The sequence below is a fragment of the Algoriphagus sp. UBA3586 genome (genome assembly GCF_002376385.1).
Classification (GTDB): Bacteria; Bacteroidota; Bacteroidia; order Cytophagales; family Cyclobacteriaceae; genus Algoriphagus; species Algoriphagus ornithinivorans.
In genome coordinates, this window is sequence record NZ_DFMT01000029.1 from 24,410 (window position 1) to 39,173 (window position 14,764).

At 41.4% G+C, this 14,764-nt stretch carries 10 protein-coding genes; 6 read left to right on the forward strand and 4 right to left on the reverse strand.

The window, feature by feature from the left end; translation table 11 throughout:
- Positions 1-82 precede the first annotated feature (82 nt).
- From hutH to B2906_RS09780, 3 genes are all read left to right on the forward strand, one after another.
- On the forward strand, positions 83-1,648 hold the full coding sequence (gene hutH, locus B2906_RS09770; protein ID WP_219958475.1) for a histidine ammonia-lyase: 1,566 nt from the start codon (positions 83-85) through the stop codon (positions 1,646-1,648).
- Between the two features lie 12 nt (positions 1,649-1,660).
- A complete protein-coding gene (gene hutI, locus B2906_RS09775) occupies positions 1,661-2,926 on the forward strand; it encodes an imidazolonepropionase (protein ID WP_219958474.1) in 1,266 nt (421 codons plus the stop codon).
- 107 nt (positions 2,927-3,033) lie between these two features.
- A complete protein-coding gene (locus B2906_RS09780; RefSeq protein ID WP_219958473.1) occupies positions 3,034-5,034 on the forward strand; it encodes a urocanate hydratase in 2,001 nt (666 codons plus the stop codon).
- 33 nt (positions 5,035-5,067) lie between these two features.
- On the opposite strand, the gene B2906_RS09785 is transcribed toward B2906_RS09780, so the two are convergent.
- Positions 5,068-5,691: a Uma2 family endonuclease gene (locus B2906_RS09785; protein WP_219958472.1), complete on the reverse strand. Its 624-nt coding sequence runs from the start codon at positions 5,689-5,691 to the stop codon at positions 5,068-5,070.
- A 62-nt stretch (positions 5,692-5,753) separates the two neighbouring features.
- On the opposite strand from B2906_RS09785, the gene hutG reads away from it, so the two are divergent.
- A complete protein-coding gene (gene hutG / locus B2906_RS09790; RefSeq protein WP_219958471.1) occupies positions 5,754-6,710 on the forward strand; it encodes a formimidoylglutamase in 957 nt (318 codons plus the stop codon).
- 642 nt (positions 6,711-7,352) lie between these two features.
- Here the strand turns inward: hutG and B2906_RS09795 are convergent.
- On the reverse strand, positions 7,353-10,301 hold the full coding sequence (locus B2906_RS09795) for an FAD-binding and (Fe-S)-binding domain-containing protein (RefSeq protein WP_286938912.1): 2,949 nt from the start codon (positions 10,299-10,301) through the stop codon (positions 7,353-7,355).
- A gap of 181 nt (positions 10,302-10,482) precedes the next feature.
- Here B2906_RS09795 and B2906_RS09800 point away from each other — a divergent pair, with 181 nt between their 5' ends.
- Positions 10,483-11,253, forward strand: coding sequence for a YdcF family protein (locus B2906_RS09800; protein ID WP_286938921.1), 771 nt, complete (start codon positions 10,483-10,485; stop codon positions 11,251-11,253).
- 91 nt (positions 11,254-11,344) lie between these two features.
- Positions 11,345-12,466 (forward strand): AAA family ATPase, encoded by a 1,122-nt coding sequence (locus tag B2906_RS09805; RefSeq protein WP_219958468.1) that lies wholly within the window; start codon positions 11,345-11,347, stop codon positions 12,464-12,466.
- Between the two features lie 38 nt (positions 12,467-12,504).
- Here B2906_RS09805 and B2906_RS09810 read toward each other — a convergent pair whose 3' ends face one another.
- Both B2906_RS09810 and B2906_RS09815 read right to left on the reverse strand, forming a co-directional pair.
- Entirely contained in the window at positions 12,505-13,806 is a 1,302-nt protein-coding gene (locus tag B2906_RS09810; RefSeq protein WP_286938925.1) for a type II toxin-antitoxin system HipA family toxin, read from the reverse strand.
- Positions 13,800-14,135, reverse strand: coding sequence for a helix-turn-helix domain-containing protein (locus B2906_RS09815; RefSeq protein ID WP_219958466.1), 336 nt, complete (start codon positions 14,133-14,135; stop codon positions 13,800-13,802). Before B2906_RS09815 ends, B2906_RS09810 begins: the two co-directional genes overlap by 7 nt.
- Between the last annotated feature and the right edge of the window lie 629 nt (positions 14,136-14,764).

Below are 14,764 nucleotides of genomic sequence, written 5' to 3' on the forward strand. Positions count from 1 at the left end.
AGGTTATCGTTTGTTGATAATAATAGTATCAAAAAGCATCAATAAAACCAAGTACCTTTGGTAAAGAATTAAACCCAGCACTATGAGAAGCTTCAATTACGGAAAAGATCATTTAACAGCCTCCATAGCATTAGGACTTGCTAGGAAAGAGATCAAAGGTCAATTTTTGCCTGAGGTTAAGCATAAAATAGAAGAATCAGCTTCAGCAGTATCAAAAATCGCTCAAGGTGAAAAAGTTGTTTATGGAATCAACACAGGATTCGGCCCACTATGCACCAGTAAAATTTCTGCTCAAGACACCACAACCCTACAGGAAAATCTATTGAAAAGCCATGCTGTTGGTCTTGGAAAGCCTGTAGATTTAGAAATTTCCAAGCTTATGATGGTGTTGAAAATTCATGCATTGGCGCAGGGATTCTCAGGAATTAGATGGGAAACCATTGAAAGGATTCACTGGATGCTCGAACAGGAAATCATCCCTTTGGTTCCTATTCAGGGTTCAGTAGGAGCTTCAGGAGATTTAGCACCACTGTCACATTTATTCCTTCCACTTTTAGGATTAGGAAAAGTATCATATAGAGGAGAAATAATTACTTCAGAGGAGGCACTCAAGCTATTTGGAAAAAGCTCTTTAACACTAGGACCCAAAGAAGGTCTGGCTTTAATTAATGGAACACAGTTTATGGCTGCCCATGGAGTAAAAATTATTGAAAGGCTCCATAATTTATTGACTCATGCTAGCATCACAGGTGCAATGATGGTAGAAGGACTGATGGGGTCAATCAAACCTTTTTCACCAGAACTCCACAGTTTAAGACCTTTTGCAGGAAATCAACATGTGGCAGCCACCATTTTAAACCTGCTTCGAGACTCTGAAATCGTCAGTTCACATAAAGATTGTGCGAGAGTACAAGACCCCTATTCCTTGAGATGCATGCCCCAAGTGCATGGAGCGAGTTGGAATGCATGGCTTCATGTCAAAGAAACTTTGGAAATAGAAATTAATTCAGTTACAGACAATCCCATTGTTTTTGATGAGAACCATACGATTTCAGGCGGAAATTTTCATGGCCAACCCATAGCATTGGCCTTGGATTATGCCTGTTTAGCAGCTTCTGAACTAGGAAACATAGCTGACAGAAGAATTTATCTATCCATTGAAGGAGATACCCCGGGGGTACCTAAGCTATTGTTGAAAGAAACAGGTCTAAATTCCGGATTGATGATACCTCAATACACCACAGCAGCTTTGGCCTCCGAAAATAAGGGCTTGTGTTTTCCTGCATCAGCAGATTCTATTCCCACTTCTTTGGGACAGGAAGACCATGTAAGCATGGGAAGTATAGGAGGAAGAAAAGCCCTTAGAGTCATTGATAACGTTGAAAAAATTATCGGAATTGAGCTTCTTTATGCTGCTCAGGCGATGGATTATCATGCGCCCCTTCAATCTGGCAAAATAATGACTGCCATTTACAATCATGTCAGAAGCAAAATTGAACCAGTTGTACAAGACCGAATTCTTTACGAAGATATGGAAGAGGCAATTCAACTGATTCAAAGCGGGGAATTGCTTAAATTGGCTTATTCGACCGCAAGCCAGGAAGGCTTGGAGTTCGACACCCAATGGAGTTATCTATTCACTTTCTAGAAACCCAGCACTATGAAAGACAAGAAATTAATAGGCCCTATTACCCAGCTCCTGAGTATGGATCAACTCCCAATGAAAGGAGCTCTAAAAGATTCCCAATTACCCATACATAAGCATGCCGGTATTTTATTAGACGGAGATAAAATCGTGGAAATTGGTGATTTTGAGATTCTTCGAAAAAAAATTGACCTCCAGGAGGTTCGAAGAATTGACCTGTCAGAAAATTATGTAGCTCTTCCCGGAATGATAGATTGTCATACTCACATTTGCTTTGCAGGGTCAAGAGCTAAGGATTTTGCTTTGAGAAATTCTGGTAAAAGTTATCTGGAAATAGCAGAATCTGGTGGGGGTATTTGGGACACAGTTACCCAAACTAGAAAAATGACTGGTAGTGAACTTGCAAAAATTACTGCCTCAAGAGCTGATCAATTACTAGAAAATGGAATCACTACGATTGAGGTAAAAAGTGGCTATGGTCTTTCGGTTTTGGAAGAAATCAAAATGCTGACTTCCATACATCAAGCAAACAGAAAAACCAAAGCCGACTTGATTTCCACATGTCTTGCTGCTCATCTTCTACCAAAGGATTTTGAAGGAGATGAAACTGCTTATCTGGATTGGATGGTTCAAAAATTACTACCTATCATTTACAAGGAAGGCTTAAGTAAGCGAGTGGATATTTTTATCGAAAAGTCTGCTTTTTCAAAGGAACAAGCCCTTGTTTATTTAAAAAAGGCCAAGGAAATAGGATTTCAAATTACAGTTCATGCCGATCAATTTACTTCCGGAGGCTCAGAAGTAGCGGTAAAAATGCAAGCTCTTTCGGCTGATCATCTAGAAGCCTCCTCGGAAGAGGATTTGAAAAGACTGGCCAATTCGGATACGATTGGGGTAGCACTTCCGGGAGCATCTATTGGACTGGGCTGTCCTTTCACACCTGCTAGAAAATTACTAGACATGGGAGGTTCATTAGCAATTGCCTCTGATTGGAATCCAGGTTCAGCACCTATGGGTGATTTGCTCACTCAAGCCTCGATTTTAGCCACTTTTGAAAAGTTAAGCACAGCCGAAGTATTCGCTGGAATCACTTTCAGAGCTGCCGCAGCCCTAGGATTGACTAATAAAGGAACCATAGCGGCTGGTCAGTTTGCAGACTTCATTCTTTTCCCGACCTCTGACTACCAAGAAATTCTATATCATCAAGGAAATATAAAACCAGCACAAGTATGGAAATCTGGTTTAAAAGTGTTTGATAGGAAGAAGAAGATGAAAAGCTAGTGGTTATTAGTTAATAGTTATTAGGCAGCGTCCATTGAGGATTGAAAATTAGTAATTGTACCTCCTCTGCCCTTCGTAATTCGTATTTCCAAAATCGTAAATCGAACATGTCTTTCAAAGATCAAATCATACAAGGAATACCAGCATCTCTTCCCCCAAAAAAACTAAGGAGCCCGGAAATTTCGCATGCTCCCAAACGGAAAGAAATTCTTTCTCCTGAAGAAAAGAAACTGGCCCTCATCAATGCGCTACGCTACTTTCCAAAGGCTTGGCACCGAGACTTGGTTGGTGAATTTACTGAGGAATTAACAAAGTATGGTCGGATTTACATGTATCGCTTTATGCCGGATTATAGGATGTATGCTAGGGCTATTTCTGAATACCCGGGCAATTCCGAAAAGGCCAAAGCAATCATGCTGATGATTCAAAACAATTTGGACCCTGCTGTTGCACAGCACCCTGAAGAATTGATTACATACGGAGGAAATGGTGCGGTTTTCCAAAACTGGGCACAGTACCTATTGACCATGAAATACTTGGCTGAAATGACTGAGGAACAGACACTCCATATGTATTCCGGTCACCCTATGGGACTTTTTCCATCCTCACCCCTATCACCAAGAGTAATTGTCACTAATGGTATGATGATACCCAATTATTCTAAACCGGACGATTGGGAAAAATACAATGCCCTGGGTGTCACTCAATATGGACAGATGACAGCAGGATCTTACATGTATATCGGGCCACAGGGCATTGTTCATGGTACCACCATCACGGTCATGAATGCATTTCGGAAGAAACTGGGTAGTGGTATCAGCCCCAAAGGAAAAATATTTTTGACTGCTGGTTTGGGAGGAATGAGTGGAGCACAACCTAAAGCAGGAAATATTGCCGGCTGTATCACTATTTGCGCTGAAGTAAACCCTTCTGCTGCCAAAAAAAGGCATGAACAAGGCTGGGTGGACGAGTTAATAACTGACATGGATCAATTGATCCAACGGGTGCATAAGGCCAAAAATCAGGAAGAGGTGGTTTCTATTGCCTTTTTGGGAAATATCGTGGATGTATGGGAACGGTTTGATGAAGAAAACATTTTTGTGGAATTGGGTTCTGATCAGACTTCCTTACATAACCCTTGGGCAGGAGGCTATTACCCAGTTGGGCTCAGTTTCGAGGAGTCCAACCTACTGATGGCTGAAAACCCTGAAGCATTTAAAGAAAAAGTTCAAGAGTCACTGCGCAGACAGGCCTCGGCGATCAACCGGCATACTGCGAAAGGGACTTACTTTTTTGATTATGGGAATGCTTTTTTATTGGAAGCCTCTAGAGCTGGAGCAGCTGTCATGGCAGAAAATGAAATTGACTTTCGCTACCCAAGTTATGTTCAGGATATTTTAGGCCCTATGTGTTTTGATTATGGGTTTGGACCTTTTCGCTGGGTTTGCACCTCTGGCAAATCGGAGGATTTGAGAAAAACAGATCAAATCGCTGCTCAAGTTCTGAAAGAAATTATGAAAGAGTCTCCTGCTTCTATTCAACAACAAATGCAGGATAACATCACCTGGATTGAAGAGGCTGAAAAGAACAGGCTTGTAGTGGGATCTCAGGCTAGAATTTTATATGCCGATGCGGAAGGAAGAGCCAAAATTGCAGCCGCATTCAATGATGCAATTGCAAATGGTGAAATTTCTGCTCCCATTGTGCTGGGAAGAGACCATCATGATGTGAGCGGTACAGATTCTCCTTACAGGGAAACAAGCAATATCTACGATGGAAGCAAGTTCACTGCAGATATGGCGATTCATAATGTGATAGGAGACAGTTTTAGAGGTGCTACCTGGGTGTCTATCCATAATGGTGGTGGTGTGGGCTGGGGAGAAGTGATGAATGGAGGTTTTGGGATGGTTTTGGACGGAAGCAAGCAGGCTGAAATCAATTTGAAATCCATGCTATTCTACGATGTCAACAATGGAATTGCAAGAAGAGCCTGGGCTAGGAATAGTGGTTCTTTAGAAGCTATCCAACGAGAAATGGATAGAACCCCGGAATTAAAAGTGACTTTACCAAATTTGGTAGATGAGGATATACTGAAAGGCTTGGGCTAAATAGGCATAAGTTATCTTGAGAGCTGATACCAATCAGTCTTCTTCAAATACCTCTTCTAATTCCAATTCGAATCCTGGTAAAACAGTAGAAGTAACCTTCTGTCCTGAGGTATAAAGTCGGGAGGGTTGATAGCTTCCATTGACCAATACATTGATTTGGAGGGTATTTTCCGAAGGATGAATGATCCAATATTCTCTGACCCCAAACTCCTCATAAAGCTCGTACTTATTTTGGAGTTCTACCTTGCTATTGCTTGGAGAAAGAATCTCCACAATTAAGTCAGGAGCTCCAAAACAACCCTTGTCATCCAACTTGGAATGATCACAAATCACAGAGATATCAGGTTGGATTACCGAGTCAATTTTACTGTAATCGGGATCTTTTGACAATCTGACATCGAAAGGTGCCGCGTAAACTTTGCACTGATGTCCTTTTAAAAATTCGTGCAATGCAACCGAAACCTTCATCGAAACAGCTTGATGCCTTCTGTTTGGAGCTGCGGCTTTGGCAAAGATTTTACCCTTGATCAACTCCACTATTTCCTCAAAATCCCATTTAAGATAATCAGCATAGGTATAGCCTGAAAAAGAGGCATCCGGCTCTTTGAATGAAGCCAAGTCAATGTTTTCTTTTTGAGGAATTCTATATTCTTTCATCTTTCAGGACTCGCTTTAGCTTAAAAATTATACCTAATTTAGTAAAAACCTGCTAAAACTCTATGAGCCTACACTTAAACCCAAACCCAGAAAATTGGACTGGAAGAAAATCTGAATTGCCTGAATATTGGCATCAAATTGTCCAATGCATTCCAAACCTTCACTATTCTGAGGAGGATGGAAGAAAAGTTGGAATTCTCGGTTATCCCGGAGAGGAAGGAGTCAAAAGAAACCAGGGCCGACCAGGTACGAAAGAGGCCCCGGATCATATAAGGAAATACTTGGGAGGGATTGCCTATCACTTACCTGATTCATGTAAAATTTATGATTATGGTGATATCCAAACTCAAGGTACTGATTTGGAGAGCACTCAAACCAAAATCTCAGAAACCGTTCAGGCATTATTAAGAAATAAACATCTTCCCGTCCTTTTGGGAGGAGGTCATGATTTAGCATTTGCCCATGGAATGGGTATATTAAATCATTTACATCTCAAAGGAGAAAAATTGGGAATAATCAACTTGGACGCCCATTTTGACCTTAGACCGTTGGCTAACGGAAAAGGCCATTCAGGTTCTCCATTTTATCAATTGGCTCAGGAGTTCCCCATGAACTTCAACTATTTAGCTATAGGTATTCAACGCGCCTCTAACCCTAATTCTTTGTTTGAAAATGCTAAAAAACTAAATGCGAAATACCTGTTGATGGAGCAGTTTAGACTTCGCAACTGGGAATATATCCAAGAGCAGATTTTATGGTTTTTGGACTCAGTCAACAAGGTTTATTTGAGCGTGGATATGGACGGCTTCTCCTCCGCATTTGCACCTGGTGTTTCTGCTCCTTCACCCATGGGTTTTAGTCCCCAGATAGCATTCCGGGTATTCGAATTAATCGCAAAAAGCAAGAAATTAATTGCTATGGATGTGGTTGAACTCAACCCCAGATTTGATCAGGACCAAGCCACTGCGAGATTAGCAGCTCGATGTGTAGAATACGTTTTGAGGAAGAATTTTGAATAAGGTGATTGAAAGATCTTGTTATAAATGAAACGGGCTCAAATATTTAAAGGGGCCCTTTTCAGCTTTCTCACTTAAGGCTTCTTACTTTCTTTTTTTCCCACAGATCCACACAGAAAAATCCACAGAATAGCACAGATTTTTTCAGACTTCAGACTTCCAAAAACTGCCTACTGCTTCTGCAAACTGCCTACTTTTTAGCTTTCTCACTTAAGCCTTCAAACTTTTTAGATTTCTTACTTCAGATTTCAGACTTTCTTTTTTCCCACAGATTAACACAGATCAATGCGCAGATTTACGCGGATTTTTTCAGACTTCAGATTTCATATTTCAGACTTTTCATCTTTCTCACTTCAGACTTTATACTTTATGAGACTGCTTCGTTCCTGGCAGTGACGACACCATTAATAGCCCACGAACATCCCAAACAACAAACTGCCAACTTTACCCTTTCAGCTTTCTCACTTAAGCCTTCAAACTTTTTAGATTTCTTACTTCAGATTTCAGACTTTCTTTTTTCCCGCAGATTAACACAGATCAATGCGCAGATTTACGCGGATTTTTTCAGACTTCAGATTTCATATTTCAGACTTTTTAGCTTTCTCACTTCAGACTCTAGACTTTTTAGATTTCTTACTTCAGCCTTCAACCTTCCCTCAGACTTTCCCAAAGTATCTCCACCGGATGCTTTGCCTTTCGGCCAGTTCCATCTGCAATCTGATGTCGGCAGGAAGTTCCTGGAGCCGCGATCAAGGTATCTGCTTCGGCTTTTCTCACTGCAGGAAACAGCACCAACTCTCCAACCTGCTGAGAAACCTCAAAGTGTTCCGCTTCATAACCAAAAGAACCAGCCATACCACAGCAGCCGCTTGGGATGGTTTCCACAGAATAGTTTGCAGGAAGAGAAAGAATTTTCTGTGTCCAAGTCAGAGAAGAAAGAGCCTTTTGATGACAATGGCCATGCAACTTGATTTTTTGAGGCTTGTCTGTGAATTGTTCGGATCTGATATTTCCGGCTGCTACTTCCTGACCTAAAAACTCATCAATCAACTTGACATGAAACTTGAGTTTCTTCGCCCCTTCTAGCAGCTCTTTTCCTACAATTCGAGGATATTCATCCCTAAAACTCAAAATTGCCGAAGGCTCCAAACCAATCAATGGAGTATTCCCGTCAATCAGTTTTTCAAAAATCCGCACATTGGCCTCGGCATGTTTCTTTGCTTTTTCCAAAAGACCTTTGGATAGCGCCGAACGACCACTCTCCTCATGATCTACGATCTTGACCTCATAGCCCAATTTCTTTAACAATGAAATTGCTTGGATGCCTATCTGCGTATCGTTGTGATTGGTAAACTCATCCAAAAAGAAAAACACCGACTTAATGGGTTTAGCTGGTCCGTCCAGAGTGGGATAATTCTTTTTGTACCACTTCCTCAAACTAATCGGACTGATTTCTGGAAGATGACGGTTTGGAGCCACTCCCAAAATAGACTTCATTAGACCTCCAGTCAGGGAATTGCTCAGAAAGAAATTAGCGATTCCAGGAACTTTGGAACCTAACTCATTCAATTCATTGATATAGGCAAAAGCCTTGGATCGAAGGGGAACGCCATGCGTTTTTTGATACTGATAGAGGAATTCAGCTTTCATACTGGCCATATCCACATTGGAAGGACACTCAGCGGTACAACCTTTACAGCTTAGACAAAGGTCCAAAGCTTCTTTGATCTCAGGATGGTCAAAGGCATTTTCCTTTTTATCCAAAGTCAAAAACTCCCGAAGCGTATTAGCACGGCCTCTGACTGTATCTTTCTCATTTCGGGTTGCCATATAGCTTGGACACATGGTTCCGCCGGAACCTGGAAGTTTACGGCAATCTCCCGAACCGTTGCATTTTTCTGCCAAACGCAAAATCCCCCCCACATTGGAAAAATCGATAATTGTCTTGTGCTCTGGAGTTTCCATCCCTGGCTCGTAGCGCAGGAATTTATTCATCGGCGCGGCATCTACGATTTTTCCGGGGTTGAAGATATTTTTGGGGTCCCATGTATATTTAATCCTTCGGAAAAGCTCATAATTCTTTTCTCCAACCATCAGCGGGATAAAAGCAGCGCGTACTCTACCGTCTCCATGTTCCCCAGAAAGCGAACCCTGATATTTCTTCACCAATTGGGCAGAAGCCAAGGAAATCTTGTAAAACTCCGCTACATCCTCCGCTTTTTTCAAATCCAAAATAGGACGCAGGTGAATTTCCCCTGCTCCGGCATGGGCATAGTGCACAGGCTTTTGGTTGAAACCTTCCATCATGGCATCGACTTCATCGATGTAATCGGCTAAGTCTTCGATATCCACCGCAGTGTCTTCGATGCAGGCTACCGCTTTAGGATCCCCAGGAATATTTCCCAAGAGACCCAAACCAGCTGCACGAAGAGCCCAAGCTGAAGCTACTTTCTCTGGTTCGATAATAGGATAGGCATACCCATAGCCGCCAGCTTTCAGGTCCGCCACAAGCGCCTCTCCTTTTGCCATGGCTTCTTCCAAGGTTTTTCCCCGGAACTCAATCATCAAAATCGCTTCAGGATCTTCCTCTACAAAATAGCGGTTTTTGGAATATTCTATGCTCTCCTTAGTACAGTCCAAGATGATTTTATCCATCAGTTCCACCGCAGTTGCAGGATGCTTCATGGCAACTTGAGCAGACTTCATGCTTTCGTGTATGGTCGCGAAGTGAGCAGCCACCACGATTTCCACCGGATCGGGCAAGGGATCCAAGCTTATTTTGATTTCAGTGGTGAAAGCCAGAGTGCCCTCCGAACCCGCCAATAGCTTACAGAAGTTAAATTTTTCCTTTCCTTCGAATAGCTCTGCTTTCAACAATTCATCCACTGCATAGCCGGTATTTCGGCGGTGAATGGATTTTTTGGGAAATTGAGCGTGGATTTCTTCGCGGACTTCAGGATTGTTGAGTTCGTCGAAGATTTGACGGTAGATTGTTCCTTCCAGATCTTTTTGCCCGCATTTCCGATCGAACTCATCCTGAGAGATCTCCCCGAAAACAACCTTAATCCCATCGCTTAGAACGGTATTCAGAGAAATAACCTTGTCCCGAGTTACCCCATAGACAATGGAAGTCGTTCCAGAGGAATTATTCCCAACCATGCCTCCAATCATCGCTCGGTTAGCAGTGGAAGTGATTGGGCTGAAAAACAAGCCATGTGGCTTCAAAAATCGATTAAGTTCATCTCGAACTACGCCGGGCTGTACCCGAACCCAACGTTCTTCTTTGTTGAATTCCAGTATTTGTGTGAAATACTTGGAAACATCTACAACAATCCCATTCCCCACACATTGCCCTGCCAAAGAGGTGCCTGCTGTTCGGGGAATCAGGGAAGTTCCGTTTTCATTGGCAAACTGAATCAGTTTCTGAATATCCGATTCAGACTTAGGAAAAGCTACCGCTAAAGGTACCTCCCGATAGACAGAGGCATCCGTGGCATAAAGCGTTCGGCTAAGTTTGTCAAACTGCAAATTGCCCTCGAGTTGGGCTGCAAGTTTTTCTAATTGAGGAACTAGATTGGGCTGGTTTGAAAGCATGATCAAAAATAGCTTTCCTTAACAGATTAAAGAAATTTAATATTCAATTATCAATAACCAAACTCATACTGATGAATCAGAAAAAGGAATCCGATCTTCTTGAATATTGTCTATTTTCTATTGCAAATTAAGTTTGAAAATCCCCCATTCCCTCCTTTCTTTGTTCCAAATCAAATCCAGCATGTTCTTCTACCTCTCCCAGTTTTTGAGTTTTTTGGCCATGCCTCTGACAATCGTACTGATATTTATTCTATCGGGGGTAATTTTTCTAAAGAGAAAATGGGGCAAAAAATTACTTTGCATAGGAATAGGTCTTTTGCTCTTTTTCACCAATCCTTTTCTTTCCAATCTGGCCTTATTGGCTTGGGAACCTGAATTCAAATCTTTTGAAGAAATAGAAAGTCATGAAATCGGCATTGTCCTCACTGGAGTAACCAATTTGAGCAAAACCGCCTATGACCGAACCTTTTTTAACAAAGGTGCCGACCGGATCACCCATGCCCTTCAACTCTATCGTATGGGAAAGATCAAAAAAATTCTGATCACCGGTGGGCAAGGTCTTAATCCTTCCAATCCGCAGACTGAGGCTGAGTTACTAAAACGATTTCTTATCATGACCGGAATGTCTGAGCATGACATTTTGATCGAAGATCAAGCAAAAAATACAGCTCAGAATGCGCAGTTCACCAAAGACTTTTTAGAGAAAAATCAAATCCCCGCCAATCAGGAGTTTATCCTCATCACTTCCGCTTTTCACATGAAGCGAGCTAAAGGATGCTTTGACAAGGTTGGATTGAAAACAGTGACTTTTCCCGTGGATTACTATTCCCATGATATCAAATACGATATACCATCCCTATTTTTTCCTGATCCTTCCTCATTGGAGTATTGGACCAAACTATTTAAAGAATGGATTGGGATTTTGGTATACAAAATCGTGGGGTATATCTAAATTAAGAGATTGCATTTCTTTGATTTTATTACGTACTTTACGTAACGCGATTTACGTAACGATTTTCATGTAATCCAAAAAGTGAGAAGTCATGAAAGAACCCTTCAATCCATTTATAATCAATACTTACCAAGGAAAGGAATACTTTTGTAATAGAGAGTTTGAGCTAAAAACACTCATTTCTCACATAGAAAATGACAGAAACGTAGTAATTTATGCCTGGAGAAGACTTGGAAAATCAGCCCTTATTCATCGACTTTTTGATGAATTAGAGTCATCAAAAAATTATGAAACTCTCTATATTGATTTACTCGCAACCCAAAATATAGGCGAATCCATTCAAAGCATATCGGCTGCCATATACGATAAGTATGGAAAAACTAGCAATGGGATAAGTGCCAGCATTCAAAAATTAATGGCTTCAATTGGGGCGACTATCAGTTTTAATTCTTTGTCAGGAGCTCCTGAGCTTACACTTGGTGTAAACAATACTAAACAACCTAATCAATCATTGGCTGCTTTGGGGGAATTTCTTGCTACCAGAAAGAAGCGAGTTGTCATCGCAATCGATGAATTTCAGCAAATCAACGACTATCAAGGGGAAAAAGCTGAAGCAGTATTCCGATCCTGGGTACAGCAGATTCCTGAAGTCCGTTTTATTTTTAGCGGAAGCCATCGCACATTAATGGAAGCGATGTTTACAGAAAAGAAAAGGCCTTTTTATCAGAGCTCTATGCTAGAGTCTCTTCAACCTATTTCCCTCGAAGCTTATTCTGAATTCATTACCCAACATTTTCAAGTTGCCAAGAAGAAAATCGAGCTGGATTCCATTGCGAAAATATATCACTGGAGTCGAGGTCAAACTTATACCGTTCAGTTGGTATGCAACCACCTTTATGCTAAGCACAATAAAGTAACCAATGCAGATGTGGATGTTGTATTCGATCAAATTCTTGTGCAGCAGCAGGCAATTTATGCTAATTTTCAAAAAATGCTGACTCGGACACAGTGGAATGTATTTAGAGCTATTGCCAAAGAGGAACCCCTTCAAAACCCATTGAGCAAAGGTTTTATTCAAAAGTATAATCTTGGCGCAGCAAGTACGGTAAGCACGGCCTTAAAGGCCTTGGAAAGACTGGAACTTGTCATCAAAGACGAAGAAAATTACCTGGTACATGAAGTGCAGCTGGCCAGATGGATGGCGCGAATTTAATTCCCTTTCACGCTAACTCTCCTTTGGCAGCTCAGCCATCAAACCAACAAAGTCTCCTGAATCGAATCCCTTAATCTTGGCTCTACTTTCGCCTCCACAGCAAACTCCTTCCAACGCTTGACAGCTTGCTTCACTTGCTCTATTTTCTCTTCCGGTCTTTTGATATTCATCTTTTTGGCTACTTCTAAAAAATCCGAGTCAGTAATTTCTTCCCTTTTTCCATTGACCTGAAGAGATTGCCTGCTCACCCAAATGCTACCAGGCCTGTAGGCATGGCATATATCGTATGCAGGAGACAAGGCCCACTTTCCACTTTGATCCATCAAAAACGCAAAGTTTTTGGTATGATCATCACAGTTTCGGGCCAATACATTGAATACCATTCGGACAAATTGCTGCTCTGCTTCTGGATAAGTTAGCCTTAGCATACGCATGGTTTCAAAAACTTGTTCGTAACTGTAAACACCCACCTGATTGAAATCAAAATGGCGGATACCACAGAGACTCTGCATATGGATTTTCTCTCCGGAATCCGTCCGATCAAATCGTTTGGTCATAAAATGAGCCCGACCGTTTTCCTCCAAAAGTCGGCATTCATTCATTTCGATTCCAGCCTCTTTAGCCATCAGATAATAGGCCATTTCCACTCTGCCGTAACCCGCCGTGGCTCCAAACTGTGAGTCATGTACTCCGTCAAATTTGATGATCCAATGAGAAAATCCTTTTGGTGCCTTTACCTGACCACTTTTCACTTCTCCTGTCTTCGGATTAAAAGCAATTACTGCCTTGGCCCTGGCTCCGCCTGCAGAGGTACCAATCTTCAAAATATCCGCTAAAGCTTCCTCTTCCTCAAGGGAAAGATCAGTTTGAAAGTTTTCCTTGCTGTTCAGTACTTTTTGGGCAATTCCTACCAAACTTTCAAGCTCCAAAGAACTTGCCCGACCCGTTTCCGTACGCAGTGCAGGTTTGATTTCCAATGCCCCAACCCCTCTCTTGCCGATAAAACAAAGCAGTTCTACCGGATTTAAACTATCGGAAGGTCGTCCATTTTGAACTAACCAAGCGTTGATTAACTGGTTTCCGTACTTATCTGGGAGCATGTCAGCAAGCAGTCCCGGTAAACCTTTAAAAGTATCAAACGCATCATCCCGGGATCTGCGGGTTTCAGGAAAAGAATAGAGTCTTTTCCCTTGGGATAAAGGCATCAAAATAGGTGAAATATCCCATCCGGAGCGAAGAAAATTTCGATCAAATTCAAAATTGGCGAGTTGCCTGGACTCATCCCAAAGCACTGCTCCTACCAATTTATTCCAAAGCCAAATCTCAGCTGCATTTACCATTCTGAAGGAGGATTTTCAGCTGCCTGATCAGTATTACGGACTCGCTGCCGCTCTTGCTTCTTTTGAAGCTTGATGTATTCGAGCGGGCTGATCTGGGTCTGAGTCTCAAAAACCTCCAGAATCTGCAACTCATCTAAAACACGTAAGACTTGAATAAGGGTGATTAAATTAACCTTTTCGCCACGCTCCAGCAAACTCAAAGTAGAGCGACTGATCCCCGCCTCATAGGATAAAGTATCCTGAGTCTTATTGAGATCCATCCGCTTCTTTTTGATAAATTCTCCTATCATCTGAAGAATTGCTGCATCTGATAATTGTGAGATATTCATGACTTATTAATCATTCATTATAATCAAAAATACTATTTTATGAATGAAATATCAAACATTATAATATTTATTTTTGAATGATTATTCATACGTATTTAGATGTAAATAAGTTTAATGAATGATTTATCACTCATTTAATAACTTTATACTTCTATTTTTTGATTTCATATTTTTTATTTAGCCACAGATTAACACGGATTTTATCAGAATTCTGACTTTTCAGCTTTCTCACTTAAGCCTTTATACTTTATGAGACTGCTTCGTTCCTCGCAGTGACGACACTATTGAACCCACAAGCATCCCAAACTGCAAACTGCCTACTGCCTACTGCCTACTTTCAGCCTTTCCAGCTATCTCACTTCAGATTTCAGACTTCCGACAATATCTTCCAGACTTTCTTTGAAAAAGATTAATGAAAACCAAATCGCTTCTCCGAAGCTCTTGTTTACTCCCTATTTCAATCTATTCTACAACCAAAACGCCTCTCTGAGGCTGTTTGCAACCCATCCAGTAAAGAGCACCAGCGGTGTGATTTGGTAAATGCTTTAAAAAATTCTTTGCTTCTTTTCTTCTTTGCGGGAGATAATCTGCAACGCCACTTTTCAGCTTTCACACTTCAGATTTCAGCC

Coding starts and splice junctions, on each gene's coding strand:
- hutH (WP_219958475.1), top strand. CDS start 83: ATGAGAAGCTTCAATTACGGAAAAGATCATTTAACAGCCTCCATAGCA.
- hutI (WP_219958474.1), top strand. CDS start 1,661: ATGAAAGACAAGAAATTAATAGGCCCTATTACCCAGCTCCTGAGTATG.
- B2906_RS09780 (WP_219958473.1), top strand. CDS start 3,034: ATGTCTTTCAAAGATCAAATCATACAAGGAATACCAGCATCTCTTCCC.
- B2906_RS09785 (WP_219958472.1), bottom strand. CDS start 5,691: ATGAAAGAATATAGAATTCCTCAAAAAGAAAACATTGACTTGGCTTCA.
- hutG (WP_219958471.1), top strand. CDS start 5,754: ATGAGCCTACACTTAAACCCAAACCCAGAAAATTGGACTGGAAGAAAA.
- B2906_RS09795 (WP_286938912.1), bottom strand. CDS start 10,301: ATGCTTTCAAACCAGCCCAATCTAGTTCCTCAATTAGAAAAACTTGCA.
- B2906_RS09800 (WP_286938921.1), top strand. CDS start 10,483: ATGTTCTTCTACCTCTCCCAGTTTTTGAGTTTTTTGGCCATGCCTCTG.
- B2906_RS09805 (WP_219958468.1), top strand. CDS start 11,345: ATGAAAGAACCCTTCAATCCATTTATAATCAATACTTACCAAGGAAAG.
- B2906_RS09810 (WP_286938925.1), bottom strand. CDS start 13,806: ATGGTAAATGCAGCTGAGATTTGGCTTTGGAATAAATTGGTAGGAGCA.
- B2906_RS09815 (WP_219958466.1), bottom strand. CDS start 14,135: ATGAATATCTCACAATTATCAGATGCAGCAATTCTTCAGATGATAGGA.